Genomic DNA, 16591 nt, shown 5'->3' with positions numbered 1-16591 from the left:
GATCTTTCACTTTTCTATTCCAAGGTACAGGGAGCTTACGAATCATTTGGCGATGAACGTACCGCCTTGGTAAGAAAAATTGACTCTACGAGTCAAGTTCTAAGAAAAAAGACCGTAAGGGAAAAGATTACCACAGCCTAAACTTAAGTACGAGTTCAGGCTGCGGCAGTTAGATTGCGTCCATTTGACGCATGCACCTTCAGCTTATCGGTAAGCAGCGTTTTTAGTTAGGAGTCTTACCTATGAAGTTATTGGAATCGATGCTGCTTGTCGAATCCTTAGACGAAACGCCTGGGGAAAAGATCTAAAAACACAATAATCCAAAATTCCATAAGGAAACCTTGCCTTATGCTGCGCTTGCGTCGGCATGATAAGGGAAAAAGTACCTCCAGTTGGCTGAGATGATACGGTCATAACGGATACTTTTGCTTTTTTGTTTGAAGGTAAATGGCAATCAGGCGCCAGCTAGGTGCGTTTTTCTTTTTTTCTAGTCCCTGCTGCATTTTTCGGCGTCCACGGCAAGGACAAACATGAGGACGTAGAGGGCGTCAGCAGGGGTTGCTACATCAAGGACATAGGCATCGGTGAAATTGAGCAGTTCTTTACTGATGCTTGCAATACGGTTCCCTTTTCTATCGCGAATGGTGTAGTCCCATTCAAAGATATTGCCTTTTGCTTTCCAGCCCAAAAAATCAAGGGAGTAGCTTGGCGAAAAGAGGCTGAAGTTCTTTTTAACGCTGCCCAAGTGGCGACCGTCTGCAAATAGTTCAAATTTGGGCAGGAATGTGACTATCTTTTCTTTGACTTTACCCACTTCTTCTCCAAAGGCGTCGTAAATCTTAAGACAGTGACCCCAGGATAACTGGCCCCTTACGACAAAAAGGGTTTCTCCCTTTTCGTTATAGATGTCATAGCTATCGAGCCAGGAAAAGATGCGCTGACGGAACAGTAGTTTCATGGGGTTCTCCTTCTAATAATCAGATTGCATGTACGAGTTCACGGATTTCATCAAGTTTTTGTTCGCTCTCGGGATTTTGGGAATGAAAGTCCAGGAGCTTGGCATAGTTTCCTTCCTCCCAGGCAATCTTCCGGCTGATGGGAAAGTTCAGGTCAAAATAAAAACACAGGGCCCCGACGTAAAAGTCCATAAAAGTCGCTTTGCTTTGCGTCTTGACAAGGCGCCTTGCCCTCGCCTGCGCCATGACGGAGTCGGAGATGGACTGCTTTTCAAGGTCCGACCAGTCGACGTTCCAAACGTTGATGTTCTTTTCCCTGTACATGACATAGACGCGAAAGATATCAAGCTTGTCGGCGTCCCGGATGAGGCGGGCAAAATGAAGTTCCCGTTTGGATAAATCCCCTCTCACTTCATAGACGTTATGTTCCCCAATGGCAGCCCGGATGACGTCATTTTCCTCAGAGGACGCAATAAAATCCTTGATATGGCCTTCCTCAAAAAGAACATGGACGCCGTATTTCGCATGATCCATGGAACGATAATCGAAAAATGTCTGGTAGCGCCGCAGCTGTTCAAAGCGGCCAATATCATGAAGGATGCCAATGAGCCAGGCCAAATCAATGTCCTCTTTTTCCATGGAAAGGCTTTGGGCAATCCGTTCAGAAAGCGCTGCCACGCGCAGGGAATGGGCATATTTGAGGTTCACCCCCGGCCCAATGCCGCAAAATCCATCCACATAGGATTTAAAGGTATCCAGGATGTTTTTTCTTAAGATTTCCATCGTCATACTCCTATTAGGTTGGGGCACGCCCCCACTCTCGTAGTATACCCGTTTTCATGGATTTGAGCAAAAAAGAACCCCCAAAGCAGTTAGGGCTCTGGAGGAATTGCGTAATCAGCCGGGAAGGTGATCAATGATGAGCATCATGACGGGCGCCACGCCGGCAAAAAGGAGGGTACTAAAGGCAACGAGACTGGTTGCATAATGAACGTCGCCCTTCCCTTCATGGGCAAGGACGGGCAGGACCGTAAGTGCGGGAACGGCGGACTGCATGATAAAGGTGCCTTTTTCTGTCGCGTCAAGGGTCACACCGCCCTGTGCGGCAGCCATCAGGACAAGAATCATGGCAAAGGGCGCAACGGCAAACTTTCCCACAAGGGCAAGGGCCGTATCCCGATCCATCCGCAGGGAAGCAAGTCCTGCATGATAAAGGACGATGCCGATATAAAGAAGCGCCAAGGGCGTCACAAGACTGCCCAGATACTGGGTGGTCGTCAGCACCGCAACAGGTATCCCAACATTCCCAAGGATGAGCAAAAGGGCTGCAAAAAACGCCAATAGTGGCGGAGATAGGACCTGTTTCAAGGTGCTTTTAGGATTCCTCTCCTGAAGGCTTCCTGCCTCCGTGGGGTCTCCTGTAATGAGGAAGGAGCCAAAGGCCCATGTCGATAAGGTATTAAGGACGTAATACGCAAGAAAGGCGCTTTCCCCTTGAGGGCCAAATAAAGCAAGGTTCAGGGGCATACCAATGAAAATGGTATTGGCATTAGCAAAGGTATTGATGAAGGTGCCCCGCCTGCCATGCCGCACCTTAAAGAGCCGGCACAAAAGGAATCCCGCCGCGTAACTGAGGAGGATCGCGGCTCCGCCGAGCACCAGACCGCCGCCAAAAGAAGCAAGTTTTGACGCGTCAAGCTGACGGATGACGGAGGTAAAGATGGATGCTGGCAGGGCAATCTTCATGATAAGCCTTGAAAGCTCCGCCGAAAAGGAGGTGCTGAACCAATGAGCGCCTTGGAGCTTGTAGCCAATCCCGATGATGGCAAAGATGGGGAATATACCTAGTAGGACTTCCATGAAAATTTGCAGCATTTTCCCCACCTCTTTTCTGATTATTTATATTGCGGTTCCCATTTATAGGCCTTAATGCACGCGTCAGGATCATTGACTTCATTCCGGTTGAGGCCTTCCTTTTTAGCTTCCGCCGCCACAGCGGCCGCCACGGTTTCAGAAAAACGGTCCAATTGGGTCACCGGCGGAAGGACGGCTGCACCCGGTTTGGTCGGATCGACAATGCCGCCAATGGAATGGGCTGCAACAGAAATCATGCGGTCTGTCAAAAGCTTTGCCCCGGACGCAATGACGCCAAGACCAAGGCCCGGATAGATGAGGGCGTTATTAGCCTGCCCGATTTCGTACGTCACGCCCTTATATTCCACCGGCTTGGAAGGAATCCCCGTAGCGACAAGGGCACGGCCTTCGGTCCAGGCAATGAGGTCACTGGCCCTAGCTTCGGCAAGTTCCGTCGGGTTGCTAAGCGGAAAGATGATGGGCCGCTTCGTATGGGAAGCCATTTCCTTGACAATCGTTTCTGTAAAGGCCCCTGATTGTGTCGATGTCCCAACAAGGATAGTCGGATGAATGACTTTTACTGCGGCTTCTAAGGTCGTCAGATGAGACGCATCGGCAAATTCACTGCGTTTCCGGGCAAAGGGCTTTTGCTCTGGTGTCAGGTCATCCATATCTTCAAAAAGCAGGCCCTGCCGATCAACAAGGTAGAATTTCTGACGGGCTTCCTTTTCCGTAAGACCCTGGTCGAGCATTTCCTGGTAAATCCGATGGGCAATGCCGCAGCCGGCCGTCCCAGCGCCAAAGCACAGATAGGTCTGGTCCTTGAGGGCCTCACCGGAAATCCGGAGGGCGCCCAAGATACCGGCAAGGGAAATAATGCCGGTTCCTTCAATGTCGTCATTAAAGACGGGATAGCGATCCACATATCGGTTCAGGATCTTGGCAGCATGTGACCGTCCAAAATCTTCAAAGTGCAGATAAAGGTGCGGGAACATCCCTTCCACAAGGGCAACAAAGCGATCAACAAAATCATCATAGGCGGTGCCGGTGACGCGTTTTTCGTGAAGTCCTAGGTAGAGTGGATCTTGAAGGAGGCTTTCCCGATTGGTTCCGGCATCGAGGACAACGGGCAGGACGCGGGCTGGATCAAGACCGGCCGCGGCTGTATAGACCATGAGCTTTCCCACGGAAATACTCACGCCATTGGTGCCCCAGTCCCCAATACCGAGGATGGCTTCCGCGTCCGTGACGACAATAAGGTCAATGTCACGGCCTTCCGCGGCATTTCGGATTGCCGTTTCCATCTGTTCTGGATGGACAATGGAAAGATAGGCCGCGTTTTGCGGCGTTACAAAAAATTCACTGTATCCGCGGATGCTTTCAGCAATGCCCGGATCATAGACAATGGGCATGAATTCCGCAATATGCTCTTTAAAGACACGGAAGAACAAGGTCCGATTACGGCTGAATATATTCATCAGATAATGCCGTTTTTCCGTCACATTCGGCTTTTTTTCGACATTGGCATACACCTGACTAGCCTGTTCTTCCAGGGACTGGACGGTTGGAGGGAGGATACCTACCAGCCCGTACTGCTCGCGTTCGGTTTCTGTAAAGGCCGTTCCTTTGTTAAGAAATGGATCGTTTAATAAGGCATATCCTTTTTTCATGTTATCCTCTCCTTTTCCGTTTCCCTTCTCTTTTAAACTACTTCAATAAAGAAAATGACCCATACCAAAACTCATATACGGGAAAGTAAGTCCAAGGCGGGCCTATCTTCCAAGAGCTTCCGCCATGAGGGAAAACGCCTTTCAGGATGTTTCCCTCATGGCGGAAGCTCTTCCCTTATGGGGATGAGATCCTTTCCTTATTTTTATATTATATCAAAAGAAACTTTTTTGATGAAGTCTCATTCTGACACCTCTTCTCTTTCAAATTGACATATCCTCTAGCTTTCAATCTATGATATAGTTGGAAGTAGTCTGATCACAATCAGATTCGCTTTATTGACCGATCAGGAGGAAAGCCCTATGGTGACCTATGATTATTACCGCATCTTCTATTACGCCGCCCTTTTCAAAAGTTTTTCCAAAGCGGCGGAAGTCCTTACCAGCAATCAACCCAATATTGCCCGAACCATTACCCGCCTGGAAAGTGAACTGAGCTGCAAACTCTTCATCCGCTCCCATCGCGGGGTCACACTGACGCCAGAAGGAGAAGCCCTCTTCAAGCATGTAGCCATTGCCTGTGAACAGCTTGACCTGGGAAGAGAAGTCATTTCTGAAATGCGAGGACTCAAGACGGGCATCGTTTCCATCGGAGCCAGTGAAACGGCCCTGCGCCTTTTTCTCTTGGACCGCATCGTATCATTCCACAAGGCCTATCCCGGCGTCCATCTCAAGATCCGCAACAGCCAAACGCCCGATACCCTTGAAGCCCTTGAGTGCGGACAAGTGGAAATGGCGATCATTTCCGCTCCTTTCAAGATTGGGAAGGAATACCACGATGAGACCATCTATCAGTTTGAGGATATCCTGATTGCAAGCGCTGAGGCGCTGCCGGTTGTAAAGAACATTCATTCCCTCAAGGATCTTGCCGCGCTCCCCCTCATTTCTCTGCCAAGAAACAGCAGCAGCTATGAATTTTATGTGTCCTATTTCTTTAAAGAGCAACTGAAATACCAACCCATGATTGAAACAGAAACGGCCGACCAGGTTCTGTCCCTTGTGGAACATAATCTGGGCGTTGGCTTTTTCCCGGCCTCTGCGGCGCAGGAATTCATTGATGCCGGCCGGATTGTCAAGGTTCCGCTTGACCTATCCCCCATCCTGCGTAAAACGCATCTTGTCTATCACCCGCAACGGGTTCGGGGTCTTGCCGCCTTAAAAGCCATCGAATTCATCACAAACCCGGCCACCTTTTAAAAGCCGTGGGAAAGGGAAAAATCCTCGCGGTTTTCTCGTTTTCCCAATTTAAAAAACAGCCCACACCAGGATGATCTGGCAATGGGCTGTTTCTTTTTTCGTAAAGGGCTCACTTTTTTTCACGGGGACAGGAAATATCGACGAGCATTTCAATCATATGGTGAAGAAGACGGGAAGCCTCTCCGTCTGCCGCCGTATAATACATTTCCTTACCGACGCGACGGCTTTTGATGAGCCCCTGCGCTTTAAGGACTTTTAAATGATGGGAAAGGGCCGGACTGCTCATCCCCATCAGGGCAGACAGGTTGATGACACATTCTTCATAGTGGCAAAGAAGCCAAAAGAGTTTCAGCCTTTTGGGATCCGACACACTGTGAAAGATTTCCGATACAGCGGAAAAGTCGCCGTCCTTGGGCATATCTTCAAGAACATAGCTTGGGTTCTTCCCATGCTGATGCGGCAGTTGGACCATCAGCATCGCTCCTTTCGATGTTCACACATAAATCAGCGGTTGTTGGGGATGATTTCCAGCCAATAATGGTCGGGGTCTTCGATAAAATAGATGCCCATCTGCGGGTTTTCGAAACAGATGCAGCCCATTTCCTCATGTTTCTTGTGGAAGGCTTCAAAATCATCCACGCCAAAGGCGAGATGGAATTCATTATCTCCCAGATTATAGGGTTCTTTGCGGTCCTTGAGATACGTCAGTTCCAATTCATGGCTCGTTTGTCCATCTGTCAGGTAAACAAGGATGAAGCCCGGCGTTTCAAGGCGGCGTTTTTCCGTAAGACCCAGGGCCTCCTTGTAAAAAGCAAGGCTCTTATCAAGATCAAGGACGTTAAAGTTATTATGCAGAAATTTTGCTTTCATGGAAGTCACTCCTTATTTTGCCTTCAATTTAGGATAGAGGTTCGTCAGGGAACCAATAAGAATCAGCCCTACGCCAACAAGCATATTGGGCATCACAGTTTCCCCTAGGAACATGGCAGCAAAGAAAGTCGCAAGAATCGGTTTGATGAAAAAGGCCAAAGAAGCCGTCAAGGGATTCGTCAGCTCGATGGCCATAAAATACGAAGCGTAGCCTGCCCCAGTGACAGCAAAGGCAATGTAGCAAAGGGCAGGAAGGTGTGACGGAGTAAGCGTTTCAAGAAGCGGGACGTCAGCAAAGACGGAAAGACCGGCAGAAGTCAATAGATGGCCTATAGGCGCAGTACGTCCCAAAAGGACAAGGACAAGCAGTTCTGCCGCGCCAAAGATAAAGGAATAGCTCGTTACCGTCACTCCGCCCAGTCGCTGGCAGGCCGGCCGCCCCATTACGCTGTAGAGGCCAAAGGTGACAGCGGCGAGCATGATGAGGATGACGCTGAGATAAGTCCCACGAAAGTGAAAGGGATTGACGATGGAAAGGATACCCACGGCACTGAGGACAAGGGATGATATGACATAGCGGTCAATGGTCTCGTGGAGAAGAAAATGGGCCCACACGGCCACAAAAATAGGGTTGCAGCTAAAAAGGACCCCGCTGACAGTGGCTTTTCCATAAACCACGGCCAGCTGATAAAAGATCATACTCACAAAAACACCAATAAAGCCGGCTTTGGCAAAGAAAAGGTAATCCTTTTTGGTAAGCACGGCACCGTGCGTTTTTAGGGCTGCCCGGGCAAGGGGCAGGAGCATGAAGCCGCCAATGAAAAAGCGCAGCACGGTGATTTGGATGGGATGGAAAAGGCTGCCAAAAAATTTCAGGGCCGTCTCCATAGTTCCAAACAAAAAAGCCGTGGTAAGGATGAAGAGATATCCTTTGTTCACGATGGCCTCCCCTTTCTATACGTCTTCGCCGATGATCATGACTTCCGGTTCGAGGCGGACGCCGCTTTTGGCAAAGACCTTGTCCTCTATGGATCTCATGAGCAGCAAGGTATCGCGGGCCGTTGCCTTCCCGCAATTGATGACAAAGCCAGCGTGCTTTGGGGAAACCATGGCATCCCCCACACGCATACCCTTGAGTCCTGCCTCGTCGATAAGGGCCGCTGCATAGTGTCCAAAGGGCCTTTTGAAGGTGCTACCGGCACTGGGGTAGTCAAGAGGCTGTTTGGTACGGCGCCGCCGGGAAAAGTCCGCCATCTTCGCTTCAATGATCTGCTGCTCTTCTGGCTTTAGGACAAAGGAAACGGACAGGACGACTAGATCCTGATACTGCAGCGCACTATGACGGTAGGAGAAATCAAGGTCCTTTTGGGTAAGCCTTACGATTTCCCCGGTTCCATTGAGAGCCGTCACGCTTTTGACGACATGCCCCATATCACCATCATAGGCGCCGGCATTCATGATGACGGCACCGCCGAGACTGCCGGGGATGCCAACAGCAAATTCAAGGCCAGAAAGGCCTGATTCCGCGGCAAAGCGGGCGGCTTGGGCAAGGGATACGCCGGCACCGGCTTCCATCGTGACGCCGCAGGCAGACAGTCCGTTCAAGTGATTGCCGAGCTTGATGACAAGACCCCGAATCCCGCCATCCCGGACAAGGAGATTGGAGCCGTTTCCCAAGATAAAGGTCGGAACAGCGTATTTTTTTGCTTCCTTGAGGAGCCCTTGGAGCTCGTCCACGCTTTCCGGCGCCACCAACAAATCGGCAGGGCCGCCAATGTGAAAGGAAGTATACTGGGCCATGGGGACCTTTTCCCCATAGCGATTTGGGAAGTGTTCCCGTACATAGGCTAGGAGCGCTTCGATGTTCATCATTCCACGGCTTCCTTAATGGTATCCCCCAAAGTCTTGGACAAATCCCCGATCATCATCTGAAACCGGATATAGTTTTGGATATACTCATTGGCTACAGGGTTCAGCTGAAGGACTTCATAAAGTTTCTGCATCTTTTTCACCGCTTCTTCGTCCGGTTTCTTGCCCTGGTACTGGAGCAGTTCAAGTTGGGACTTTTGCTGCAGGAAATCCTTGACCATGGCTTCTGCGTCTTTATCGGCGGATAGTTTCTTTTTGGCTTCCTGGATCTTGGTGAATTCGTGGGTTTCTTTGATGCCTTCACAAAGTTTATTCATTTCATCGTATACGTTCATGGATGATTCCTCCCTACTATATGCTCATCTTATCATTTTATCATAGTTTTCAGCCGCTTCCAATAACAGGAAAGGCACGCAAAAAATCGGCCCGGACTTCATATCCTGACCGATCTTGCTGATTCTTATCTTTTTTGAAGAAGCCTTGCGTATTCCTTTTTGAGGACGGCGAAGGTTTCATCACTGATATCATGCTCCATCTTACAGGCGTCCTCGGTCGCGTGTTTTTCAGAAACACCGAGTGCCATCAGGACATGGGAGATGACTTGATGCCGTTCATAAATCTTTTCGGCAATATCCCGACCTTCTTCCGTCAGATTGATGAAGCCTTGATCGTCCATGGAGACCAGCCCATCTTCGCGGTACTTTTTCATGGCAACGCTGATGGTGGGTTTGGAAAACCCCATTTCATTGGCAATATCGATGGAGCGCACAAGACCGAGGCGATTTTTGAGGACCAGGATGGTCTCCAGGTACATTTCACCTGATTCGTGTAATTCCATAAGCTTTCACCTTTTTTCGGCCGCATTTACGGCATTTAATAATCATATGTACCTTATTTTACTACAAATCCTCAAGGGATGCAAACAAGTAGAGATTCCTGCTATGAAGATAGGGCAACAGCATCGAAAAAAGAAGCTGCGAGGTTGTCGCAGCTTCTTTCAGTCAAGGCATCATTCAACTGTAACGGATTTTGCCAAATTTCTCGGTTTATCCACATCGCATCCACGGGCAAGAGCTGCATAGTAAGCAAGGAGCTGCAGGGGGATGACGGCGAGGATCGGCGCCAGTTCCTGATCTGCTCTTGGGATGGTAATCACGCTGTTGGCGTGCTTTGCCAGCTCCGTATCACCATCCATGCCAATGCCGATGACGATAGCACCGCGGCTCTTGACTTCCTGCAGGTTGCTGATGGTCTTTTCGTAGACATGCGCCTGGGTAGCAAGAACAATAACAGGTACCCCCTCTTCAATCAGGGCAAGGGTCCCGTGCTTTAGTTCACCTGCCGCATAGGCTTCTGCATGGATATAGGAAATCTCCTTGAGTTTCAGGGCGCCTTCAAGGGCGACGGCATAATCAAGGGAGCGGCCCAAGAAGAACGCGTCTTCACAGTTGCCATAGTTAGTGGCAAAAACCTTGATGGGATCCACGTGATCCAAGATCACATGCATCTGTTCCGGAATGGTCCGTACCCCATCGATGAGTTCTTTGATGCGTTCCGGCGTCAAAGTTCCCGTAAGCTGGGAAATATACAGGGAAAGGAGCAGCATGACAATAAGCTGCGTCGTATAGGCTTTCGTTGAAGCCACGGCGATTTCCGGACCGGCATAGGTATAGACGACCTGATCTGCTTCGCGGGCAATAGAAGAACCTACTACGTTCGTAACGGCCATGGTCTTGGCCCCGCGCCGTTTGGCTTCTTTGAGGGCTTCCAGAGTATCGCTGGTTTCACCGGACTGACTGACGACAATGAGCAGGCAGTCTTCCCCGATGATAGGGTCACGATAGCGGAACTCGCTGGCAATGTCGACTTCCACAGGAATGCGAGCCATCTTTTCGATGTAGTACTTACCGACCAGACCGGCGTGATAAGCCGTTCCGCAGGCGACGATGAAGATTTTCTTAAACTTCTTGAATTCTTCCGGCGTCCAGGAAAGTTCCGGCAGGACAATCTTTGTTCCATCTTCGCTGATGCGGCCCCGCAGGGTATCCTGGACAGATTTGGGCTGTTCATAGATTTCCTTCAGCATGAAGTGCTCAAACCCGCCCTTTTCTGCAGCTTCGGCGTCCCAAGTAACACGGAAGACCTTTTTATCAATAGGGTGACCTTCAAGATCCTTGACAACCACGCTGTCAGCTTTGACGATAGCCATTTCCCCATCGGAGAGGATATACGTATCCCGCGTCTTGCTGATGATGGCCGGAATATCGGAGGCAATATAGTTTTCCCCTTTACCAAGGCCAATAACAAGGGGATTGTTCTTTTTGGCACAGATAATCTCGTCCGGTTCCTTGGCGCACAGGAAGACCAAGGAGTAGGAACCTTGGATGATATGAAGGACCTTGCGCACGGTCTCTTCAAAGTTGCCATTATACTGGTCCGCCATAAGATGGGCGACCACTTCTGTGTCAGTTTCGGATTTGAATTGATGGCCCTTCTTCAAAAGATCCAGTTTGAGGGGCATGTAATTTTCGATGATGCCATTATGGACAACCGCAAATTCACCGCTGTCATCCGTATGGGGATGGGCATTGACGTCGGACGGTTTTCCGTGAGTGGCCCAGCGCGTATGGCCAATGCCGACCACTCCTTCCGGTTCATGGCCGATGAGTTTTTGACGCAGGGCATCAAGACGGCCCACACATTTTTCCACATCGATCTTACCGTCATGATAAACGGCGATACCGCTGGAATCATACCCGCGATATTCCAATTTACTCAGTCCATCAATCAAAAACGGGGCAGCCTGATGGCGCCCAATATATCCAACAATTCCGCACATAGCTTGTGCCTCCTCATGAAGTGATTTGCCGTCTGCCCCAGACTCTCTGTTCTTCCCGTTACCGGAAAGGTTTGTCATCTGTTTACGGTTGCAGCACACCGAGAGGTATCCGCTGACGGTTCGATAAGCCTCTTCCTCGTCTGCCTATCAGGATAGGCACTTGCGCTCTAGGCCTTGCAATCCCTTTAAAGGGCCCTCCCTGCCCTTTTGGTGTCCCGGCTCGGCACGCAGGAACACTTGTTGCTTTAGCTCCCTAATCATACTATGTTTGGGGTGGGACGTCAAGCGTCCCTTTTCCTATAACTCAGCCCGAAAATCGAACTGAATTGATGCAGAATGCGAAGCCGGAGCCAAACCGCCTCCCCATCACTCGTAGGCACCGAATTGATTTTTCGACCGAAGACCCATCAAAAAGGGTTCCTCATTTTACGTAAACCAAGAGGCAGTGAAGATGAATTCTCATCTTCACTGCCTCTTGCTGTTTCAAGTCCCGTTCTATTTCAGATTATAGAATACGGCTTTGCCGTTATACTGGGCTGCTGCGCCAAGGTCTTCCTCAATGCGCAGGAGCTGGTTATATTTAGCGACACGGTCCGTACGGCACGGAGCCCCGGACTTGATCTGACCGGCGTTGGTGCCAACAACGACATCAGCAATGGTCGTATCTTCCGTTTCCCCGCTGCGGTGGGAAACAATGGCCGTATAGCCAGCGCGTTTTGCCATTTCAATGGCGGAAAGGGTTTCTGTCAAGGTCCCAATCTGGTTCAGTTTGATCAGAATGGCGTTAGCTACCCCCATTTCAATCCCTTTGGCAAGGCGTTCCACATTCGTGACAAAAAGGTCATCGCCCACGATCTGGACTTTCTTGCCCAGGCGATCCGTAAGAAGCTTCCAGCCATCCCAATCATCTTCACCAAGGCCATCTTCGATGGAGATGATGGGGTATTTTTCGCAAAGGGCTTCATACCAGTCAACCATCTCAGCGCTGGTCTTTGCCACACCTTCTCCTTTGAGGACGTATTTGCCATCTTCAAGAAGACCGGAAGCAGCCGTATCGATGGCAAGGACAACCTCCTTGCCCGGTTTGTAGCCGGCTTTTTTGATGGCGTCGACAATGACGGCAAGGGCTTCTTCGTTGCTGTCAAGGTTCGGGGCAAAACCGCCTTCATCACCCACAGCGGTTGCAAGGCCTTTTTCCTTAAGGACCGCTTTCAGGGCATGGTAGATTTCAGCGTTCATGCGCAGGGCTTCGGCAAAGTTCACGGCCCCAATCGGCATGACCATGAATTCCTGGATATCAACGTTGTTATCGGCATGGGCACCGCCATTAAGGATATTCATCATAGGAACAGGCAGTTCCTTGGCGTTGACACCGCCCAGGTATTGGTACAGGGGAAGGCCGGTGTCTTCGGCGGCTGCCTTGGCGCAGGCAAGGCTGACGCCCAGGATGGCATTGGCACCAAGTTTGCCTTTATTTTCGGTTCCATCAAGGCTCAGGAGCGCTTGGTCAATCTCGATTTGACGAGACGGTTCAAGGCCAATGAGGGCATCGCAGATGACGTCGTTGACGTTATCCACAGCCTTCAAGACGCCTTTACCGAGGTAACGGTTCTTATCCCCGTCACGCAGTTCCACGGCTTCATGAACACCTGTGGAAGCACCGCTCGGAACAGCAGCGCGGCCGATGATGCCGTTATCAAGGAGGACTTCCACTTCAACGGTGGGGTTGCCGCGGGAATCCAGGATTTCTCTTGCACAGATATTTTCAATAAGTCCCATTGTTATGCACCTCTTCTTTTTGCTGGGATCAGTCAGGATTTTTTACAAGCAGGCTGTGTCCTGTCATGGCTTCCGGTTTTTCAAGGCCCATGAGGGAAAGGAGGGTCGGCGCGATGTCCGACAGTCCGCCATCCATGACGGCCGTTCCCGCCTCGGCTCCAATGACCAGGAAAGGAACAGGGTTTGTCGTATGGGCCGTCATGGGCATGTGGCTTACAGGGTCCTCCATTTCTTCCAAGTTGCCATGGTCTGCCGTAATGCAGACGGCACCGCCTTTTTGAAGGATCTTGTCCACGAGGCCGCCGACACATTCATCTACGGCTTCCATTGCTGCTACGGCGGCTTTCATGACCCCCGTATGCCCCACCATGTCAGGGTTTGCAAAATTCAGTATGATGAGATCATAAAGGTCCTGATCCAATGCTTCCTGAAGTTTTTCCGTGACAATATAGGCACTCATCTCAGGCTGTAGGTCATAGGTCGCGACATGCGGCGACGGAACAAGGATGCGGTCTTCCCCAGGGAAAACTTCTTCCCGCCCACCATTGAAGAAAAACGTAACGTGGGCGTATTTTTCCGTTTCTGCAATATGTAGCTGGCGAAGGCCCTTTTTGGAAACCGTTTCTGCCAGCGTATCGGCAATATGTTCCGGTGGAAAAGCCACGGGAATGGGCAGCGTGGCATCATATTCCGTCATGGACGCCACCGTCACAGGAAGCTCCCCGTCGCGGCGCGTCACTTCCGTAAAGGAAGGATCGGCAAAGGCACGGGTGATTTCCCGAGCCCTGTCGGGACGGAAGTTAAAGCACACAAGGCTATCGCCAGAAGCAATGGATCCTTCTTTTCCCAAGATGGAAAAAGGTTCGACAAATTCGTCGGTTACGCCCCGCTCATAAGCGGCTTGGAGCCCTTCCAAGGCGGACGGCGCCGTAAGGCTCTCCGCCCCGGTCATGGCATCATAGGCTTTTTGGATCCGTTCCCAGCGTTTATCGCGGTCCATGGCATAATAGCGTCCGCTCACGGTAGCAATCTTTCCAATGCCAATCTCCTTGATAGCATCCTGAAGGGCTTTCAGGTACGTACCGGCACTTTGGGGCGGCGTATCTCGCCCGTCCAGGAAGGCATGGATATACACTTCGGAAAGGCCTTCTTTTTTCGCTAAGCGCAGCAGGCCCAGCAGATGATCCATATGGCTGTGGACGCCGCCATCACTCAAAAGTCCCATGACATGGAACTTATGGCCTGTTTCCTTGGCTTTGTTCATGGCTTCAAGAAGCACGGCATTTTGCTCAAAGGATCCATCTTTGATGGCCCGAGTGATGCGCGTCAGGTTTTGATAGATAACGCGTCCGGAACCAATGGTCAGATGACCCACTTCAGAGTTTCCCATCTGCCCAGTCGGCAGGCCAACAGCTTCACCGCTTGGCTGGAGCTTACCATGGGGATAGCGATGGAAATAGAAATCCAGATGGGGTGTTTGGGCTTTGGTCGCCGCGTTCGTAGATGAAGGCGGTGCAATCCCCCACCCATCAAGGATCATAAGTACAACAGGTTTCTTCATGATGCGCCTCAAAACGTATTGCAGATGGCGGCAAAGGATTCAGCCGAGAGGCTGGCCCCGCCAACAAGAACGCCATCAATACCAGGCTGATGGAAGGCATGCGCATTTTCGGCCGTTACGGAACCGCCATAAAGGACACGGACACGGCGGCTTGTTTCATGATTGAACCGTTCTTCAACGGCGCGGCGAATGATGGCACTGACAGCAAGAGCATCTTCTACGGATGCCGTCTTGCCCGTGCCAATGGCCCAGAGCGGTTCATAAGCAACGACGAGTCGGCGTGCCTCGTCGTCAGTCAAGACGGCAAGAACCGGTAGGAGCTGGCTTAAGATTGTACTTTCCGTACGGCCTTCCGTCCGTTCCTCTTCGTTCTCGCCAACGCAGAGAACAGGATCGAGACCATTTCGATAGCAGGCCTGGACCTTCTTGACCACAATCGCATCTGTATCCCCAAAGTAAGTTCTCCGTTCGGAATGGCCTACGATGGAATATTCGGAACCAATTTCGGCAATCATCGGGCCGGAAACTGCGCCAGTGAAAGCGCCTTGATCCATGTAGAACAGGTCCTGGGAACCATATCCCAGATGGGATCCTTCCACCGTTGCCGCTACAGATTCAAGAGCCGTAAAGGGCGGGAAAAGAACGATTTCACAATTTGCCTGTTCCGTGGTATGCATCAAGGTATGGGCCAATTCCATGGCCTCTTCCACGGTCTTATTACATTTCCAGTTTCCGGCCACCATAGGGTCCCGGAGATCATCCAAGGCAGCAACGCCAGGAAGCACCTTCCCTTCAAGATATTCAAGGGAAGCACCGCCGCCTGTCGACACATGCTTCATCCGGCTGTCAAGACCCATGTGCTTGACAGCAGCCGCACTGTCACCGCCGCCGACGATAGTGATGCCTTCGTTATCGGCCATAGCTTCGGCTACACGGCGCGTACCGGCAGCGAAAGGCGCCATTTCAAAGACACCCATCGGTCCGTTCCAGACGATGGTCTTGCAGTTCTTCAAGGTATCGGCATACAGCTGTGCTGTCTTGGGTCCAATATCAAGGGCCATCCATTCCGGATTGAGCTGATCCAAGGTCTGGGAAGCATGTTCACTGTCGGCCGAGAAAGAAGCCGCCATTTCAAGGTCAATCGGAAGCAGCATCTTCTTATTTTTTTCCTTGGCAAGGGCGATGAGCTCTTTGGCCACGTCAATGCTTTCTTTTTCGACAAGGGATTTTCCCAAGTCGTACCCTTGGGCAGCCAGGAAGGTATTGGCCATCCCGCCGCCAATAAGGATGATATCCGCTTTTTCAATAAGGCTGCGGATGACACCGATCTTATCTGCCACCTTAGCACCGCCGACGATGGCGGCAAAAGGACGGACCGGATGATCGACGGCATTGCCGAGGTACTTGATTTCTTTTTCCAGAAGGAAACCCGATACAGCCGGCAAATAGTGGGCAACCCCTTCTACGGAAGCGTGGGCCCGGTGGGACACACCAAAGCCGTTGTTGACATAAATGTCGGCTAAGGAAGCCAGGGATGCGGCAAAAGCCATATCGTTCTTTTCTTCTTCCGGATGGAACCGCAGGTTTTCCAGCATGAGGATTTCGCCGGGCTGCAGTTCACGGGCAGCTTCGGTTGCTTCGGGACCAATGCAGTCCGGAGCAAACTTCACTTCTTTTTTCATGACCTGGGACAGGTATTCCGCGCAGGGTTTGAGGCTCATGGACGGAACAACCTTCCCTTTTGGACGGCCCAGGTGCGCCATCAAGATGATGGCGGCCCCTTGGTCTAGGAGGTAGTTCAGCGTCGGCAGGGTAGCATCGATGCGAATGGTATCGGTGATTTCCCCCTTGTCATTCATAGGGACGTTATAGTCCACGCGGACGAGGACCTTTTTCCCTTTGACATTGATATCTCTTACGGTTTTCTTTTCCATGAAGG

The 16591-nt window shown here is 50.9% G+C and carries 15 protein-coding genes; 1 reads left to right on the top strand and 14 read right to left on the bottom strand.

What is annotated here, in order from left to right:
• Positions 1–487: 487 nt before the first annotated feature.
• From H503_RS0105230 to H503_RS0105215, 4 genes are all read right to left on the bottom strand, one after another.
• Positions 488–958 (bottom strand): LURP-one-related/scramblase family protein, encoded by a 471-nt coding sequence (locus tag H503_RS0105230; RefSeq protein ID WP_009016336.1) that lies wholly within the window; start codon positions 956–958, stop codon positions 488–490.
• A gap of 19 nt (positions 959–977) precedes the next feature.
• Entirely contained in the window at positions 978–1739 is a 762-nt protein-coding gene (locus H503_RS0105225) for an HD domain-containing protein (protein ID WP_016459487.1), read from the bottom strand.
• 114 nt (positions 1740–1853) lie between these two features.
• Entirely contained in the window at positions 1854–2831 is a 978-nt protein-coding gene (locus tag H503_RS0105220) for an AEC family transporter (RefSeq protein WP_016459486.1), read from the bottom strand.
• A 20-nt stretch (positions 2832–2851) separates the two neighbouring features.
• The gene (locus H503_RS0105215) at positions 2852–4480 is read right to left on the bottom strand and encodes a malolactic enzyme (RefSeq protein ID WP_009016339.1); all 1629 of its coding nucleotides are present in this window, start codon (positions 4478–4480) and stop codon (positions 2852–2854) included.
• Positions 4481–4840: 360 nt separating this feature from the next.
• Here H503_RS0105215 and H503_RS0105210 point away from each other — a divergent pair, with 360 nt between their 5' ends.
• A complete protein-coding gene (locus tag H503_RS0105210) occupies positions 4841–5734 on the top strand; it encodes a LysR family transcriptional regulator (protein WP_009016340.1) in 894 nt (297 codons plus the stop codon).
• Between the two features lie 109 nt (positions 5735–5843).
• On the opposite strand, the gene H503_RS0105205 is transcribed toward H503_RS0105210, so the two are convergent.
• From H503_RS0105205 to tpiA, 10 genes are all read right to left on the bottom strand, one after another.
• Positions 5844–6206: an ArsR/SmtB family transcription factor gene (locus H503_RS0105205; protein WP_009016341.1), complete on the bottom strand. Its 363-nt coding sequence runs from the start codon at positions 6204–6206 to the stop codon at positions 5844–5846.
• Between the two features lie 32 nt (positions 6207–6238).
• On the bottom strand, positions 6239–6604 hold the full coding sequence (locus H503_RS0105200) for a VOC family protein (RefSeq protein ID WP_014128667.1): 366 nt from the start codon (positions 6602–6604) through the stop codon (positions 6239–6241).
• A gap of 12 nt (positions 6605–6616) precedes the next feature.
• Positions 6617–7543, bottom strand: coding sequence for a DMT family transporter (locus H503_RS0105195; RefSeq protein ID WP_026385509.1), 927 nt, complete (start codon positions 7541–7543; stop codon positions 6617–6619).
• 15 nt (positions 7544–7558) lie between these two features.
• The gene (gene murB / locus H503_RS0105190; RefSeq protein ID WP_014128668.1) at positions 7559–8476 is read right to left on the bottom strand and encodes a UDP-N-acetylmuramate dehydrogenase; all 918 of its coding nucleotides are present in this window, start codon (positions 8474–8476) and stop codon (positions 7559–7561) included.
• On the bottom strand, positions 8473–8808 hold the full coding sequence (locus H503_RS0105185; RefSeq protein WP_009015809.1) for a YlbF/YmcA family competence regulator: 336 nt from the start codon (positions 8806–8808) through the stop codon (positions 8473–8475). Before H503_RS0105185 ends, murB begins: the two co-directional genes overlap by 4 nt.
• A gap of 125 nt (positions 8809–8933) precedes the next feature.
• The gene (locus tag H503_RS0105180; protein WP_009015810.1) at positions 8934–9311 is read right to left on the bottom strand and encodes a metal-dependent transcriptional regulator; all 378 of its coding nucleotides are present in this window, start codon (positions 9309–9311) and stop codon (positions 8934–8936) included.
• Between the two features lie 171 nt (positions 9312–9482).
• Positions 9483–11312: a glutamine--fructose-6-phosphate transaminase (isomerizing) gene (glmS, locus tag H503_RS0105175; RefSeq protein ID WP_014128670.1), complete on the bottom strand. Its 1830-nt coding sequence runs from the start codon at positions 11310–11312 to the stop codon at positions 9483–9485.
• Between the two features lie 495 nt (positions 11313–11807).
• A complete protein-coding gene (eno, locus tag H503_RS0105170; protein WP_009015812.1) occupies positions 11808–13091 on the bottom strand; it encodes a phosphopyruvate hydratase in 1284 nt (427 codons plus the stop codon).
• 28 nt (positions 13092–13119) lie between these two features.
• Complete coding sequence (gene gpmI / locus H503_RS0105165; protein ID WP_009015813.1) at positions 13120–14652, bottom strand: 2,3-bisphosphoglycerate-independent phosphoglycerate mutase; 1533 nt, start codon at positions 14650–14652, stop codon at positions 13120–13122.
• A gap of 8 nt (positions 14653–14660) precedes the next feature.
• The gene (gene tpiA / locus H503_RS0105160; protein ID WP_009015814.1) at positions 14661–16586 is read right to left on the bottom strand and encodes a triose-phosphate isomerase; all 1926 of its coding nucleotides are present in this window, start codon (positions 16584–16586) and stop codon (positions 14661–14663) included.
• Positions 16587–16591: the final 5 nt, after the last annotated feature.

It is taken from the genome of Acidaminococcus intestini DSM 21505 (assembly GCF_000425045.1).
Classification (GTDB): Bacteria; Bacillota; Negativicutes; order Acidaminococcales; family Acidaminococcaceae; genus Acidaminococcus; species Acidaminococcus intestini.
This window is presented reverse-complemented; position numbering and strand designations above follow the sequence as displayed.